This window comes from Lactiplantibacillus fabifermentans DSM 21115, assembly GCF_000498955.2.
GTDB lineage: Bacteria > Bacillota > Bacilli > Lactobacillales > Lactobacillaceae > Lactiplantibacillus > Lactiplantibacillus fabifermentans.
Map to the genome: position 1 here is coordinate 1 of NZ_AYGX02000092.1, position 3130 is coordinate 3130.

Genomic DNA, 3130 nt, shown 5'->3' on the forward strand with positions numbered 1-3130 from the left:
AGGAAGCTGATCTTTTTTGTCCGAACAGCGTTCGGATTAATTTTACAATCTACCTATTGCCAACATAAAAATAAACTTAAGAAAATACATCTGCTAACCTCTTCAAGAATAGTTAGTACCACTGTCTTTAAGATAATCAATAGTAGTTACACTGACAATTTGACAATAATCCTCGTTAAAATTGTTTTTTGATCTTGAAATGCTATCGCTTATGATGCTGGACTTATTAAAAATATAATCCACCATAAAACTACTGGCGATAAATATAATTCCTTGTTGCCACCAATTCAAACTTCTCAATGGAACAAATAAATTCATCAGTTCTGCTTAGAAAAAGATGCATGCAAACTCAATAAGGATAAGAAGCGACATTGCTTGATCACTTCAATATTAATTTGTCGTTTTGCGTCAAAAATAATAAGGATAAAAATATAACGACACCCATCAGCGAAGCGATATCAATTAATAGATAGTCGTCAGTTACTTGATAACAAAATATTATCAAGCTAGCCACCAATACTAAGCCTGTCCAAACATTGAACAAGACGCGATATTTCGACCGTCCAGACCACCATAAACAAATTGCAAGTATCGGTAATGAAATCACCATCACATATAAACAAATTGCAAGCAGCCCCGTTAAGATTGCACCCTTGGTCGAGGTTACCTCAGAACTTGCCACCATCAACGCTGGCAAAAAATAAAAATTCCCGTAAACGAAAAATACCACAATACTCACAAAACAATAAATCAATTCACCCGCACTTTTCTTAATTACCATCATCATATTGCCCTCCAAAATTGGATTGCTGATACTGCTTGATTGACTTACTTTTTCACGCCCAATTTATGGCTGAAGATAACTAGTAGCCAAGGTAAGGCAATCAGTTGGAGCAACCATCGCTTGATAAAAGTTCCGATTAAAGCAACTAAGCCGGTCAAGCCAACTATTTGCCGTGTCTCTTGCGCATTAGCATAATCCGACACACTATCAACATCATAGATATCATGTTGTTGGTGACGCGTCGCCGCGGCTTTTTGTCCCATATATGGCTTATTAAAACGGTCCAATCCTTTTTCAATTCGTAACTTTGGCCTTTTGTGCATTAAATAAGGATACGCCACCAAAAATATGAGTAAAAAGATACTGACTAATAGCCAGCCCCAAACGTTACCAACTTTATTCGCCACATACACGTTAAAGAGTACGCCGGGCAGTCCCAAAAGATAGTCATCAAAAACTTTCGCCATGCTATTTTCCTCCTGACAATTTAAACACCCGCACCATTAATTAGGTACTGAGCTGTAAACTGGTACGTCCCTCAATTGGCTGCCGAGATTGCCGTAACCTTAAAATGAGCAACAATGCCTAATGGATCAACTTTTTGAGCACCAAGTACAACCTCGGTATCGCTGGCCGTGCCTGCTAACTTTCCCAAGTAATGATACGGCTCATTTAATGAAACATCATATTCTTCAAACAATCGGCCGCGCTTAAACTGGCGCATTAAACGCGCTTGATTATTAGTGACGTGCTGCAACTGTGACCAATCTTTAGTCTTAATTGCCTGATTAACCGTCCCCTCAGCAAAAGGCGGCAATTGGTACGTATTGCGATATGAATTCCAGCCGCCGTACGCTAGCAGCAATACCACGACTACTGCTCGCTCGATACGTTTGCTTTGTTCGAAAAAATTGCGACTGATTTGCCGTGATAATTCGGGATAAAAATAGCGCATCACTGTACTGTTGCCAAATACTAGCAGCAATAATATCCCATAAATAATTAAGATTAAAATAACGACATCGGCGAGCGTTACATTGTATAAGCCACGCGGTCCCAGTTGCGAAAAAAAGCCACCATCGACGCATAAAGTTACGAGGATAATTAGATAGAATATCAGCATTAATACCCTTTGTTTTAGAAATAATTTCAAGTCCTTGACCTACCTTTTTGTGCGAACTTTAACCGGCAAAGACCAACCTTATCACTGCCACATCAATCGGCCAGCACCTCGACTATTCACGAGTTGAATTAATATAATATTATTTTACAATAGAAATAACATTATCGCTCGAAATGTGCAAAAAACGGCCACAAAATTATAATTAGGTGTGAAACTATGGAAACTGCTCAAGTATTAACGATGTTACGTAAAAATAAAGGCCTGACCCAAGCAGACCTGGCGGCAGGAATTACGACCCGCCGTGCAATTATTGACGCTGAACATGGTAACCGTGATCTATCTTATGAAACCATGATGCAATTAATTGAACGCTTAGGAGTCTCCGCTAACGACTTTGAAGACTATCGTCATGACCATCAAATTCCCGCTGACCAGGCGCTAGTTATTGAATTTGAACAGCTCTCAGATACTTCTGAAACACAAAAACTCAATGACTTACTGACCCGGGCCCGCCAATTAGTCGCGACTTCCACCCTGCGCTACACGCACCAACTTATTCCAATCCTGGAGGCGCTATTACACCTCGATTCATATTCACACGAAAAGCTAACACAGCTCGTTCAGCCGGTTTGGAATGAACTCACAACTATTAAAGAATGGAATCGGACCGACCTATTTTTAATTAATAATTTACTATACATTTTTGCGCCCCAAGTCGCCCAACGCATTGGGAAAAAAGTAATCGCCCGACTTGAACATTACTCATTGCAAAATATCTTATTAAAAAACGCAATCTATGCCAACTTGGCCTTCTTAGGGATGCAACATCCAAATACCTTAGACCCAGCCACGACGGCCGAATATTTAAAACAAAGTATCGCATTGACAAAAACCGCCCATCGCTATGATTTACATTTGTTAAGTCAAGTCCGACTGGCAGTCCTGCAACGAGACTATGAGCACGGCCGTGAATTATGTAAGGTTTTGAAAGCCATGGGGGCCGACAATGTGGCTCAAATCGCTTATGATGATTTTCCCATCCTGCTAAATTGAACATCTCAAACGAGATTAGGATATCAATCGCAATTCCTGTGAAACTTCGCCAATTCATGATTAAAGTTAATGATTGACCACATATAAACCTTCATCAGAATCAAACCGCAACCATAACAAGGTAGATTGTAAAATTAATCCGAACGCTGTTCGGACAAAAAAGATCAGCT

At 39.8% G+C, this 3130-nt stretch carries 4 protein-coding genes; 1 reads left to right on the plus strand and 3 read right to left on the minus strand.

The genetic code is table 11. The features are described 5' to 3' along the window. Positions 1–379: 379 nt before the first annotated feature. From DY78_RS08735 to DY78_RS08745, 3 genes are all read right to left on the minus strand, one after another. Positions 380–787 carry a hypothetical protein gene (locus tag DY78_RS08735; protein ID WP_156093473.1) on the minus strand — a complete coding sequence of 136 codons (408 nt, stop codon included), beginning with the start codon at positions 785–787 and terminating at the stop codon, positions 380–382. A gap of 41 nt (positions 788–828) precedes the next feature. Continuing rightward, positions 829–1251, minus strand: a complete 423-nt coding sequence (locus tag DY78_RS08740; RefSeq protein WP_024626275.1) for a hypothetical protein — start codon at positions 1249–1251, stop codon at positions 829–831. Between the two features lie 71 nt (positions 1252–1322). After that, complete coding sequence (locus DY78_RS08745) at positions 1323–1907, minus strand: hypothetical protein (RefSeq protein ID WP_024626274.1); 585 nt, start codon at positions 1905–1907, stop codon at positions 1323–1325. A 216-nt stretch (positions 1908–2123) separates the two neighbouring features. Between DY78_RS08745 and DY78_RS08750 the strand changes: the two genes are divergently transcribed. Next, positions 2124–2960, plus strand: a complete 837-nt coding sequence (locus tag DY78_RS08750) for a helix-turn-helix transcriptional regulator (protein ID WP_024626273.1) — start codon at positions 2124–2126, stop codon at positions 2958–2960. Positions 2961–3130: the final 170 nt, after the last annotated feature.

Coding starts and splice junctions, on each gene's coding strand:
- DY78_RS08735 (WP_156093473.1), bottom strand. CDS start 787: ATGATGATGGTAATTAAGAAAAGTGCGGGTGAATTGATTTATTGTTTT.
- DY78_RS08740 (WP_024626275.1), bottom strand. CDS start 1,251: ATGGCGAAAGTTTTTGATGACTATCTTTTGGGACTGCCCGGCGTACTC.
- DY78_RS08745 (WP_024626274.1), bottom strand. CDS start 1,907: ATGCTGATATTCTATCTAATTATCCTCGTAACTTTATGCGTCGATGGT.
- DY78_RS08750 (WP_024626273.1), top strand. CDS start 2,124: ATGGAAACTGCTCAAGTATTAACGATGTTACGTAAAAATAAAGGCCTG.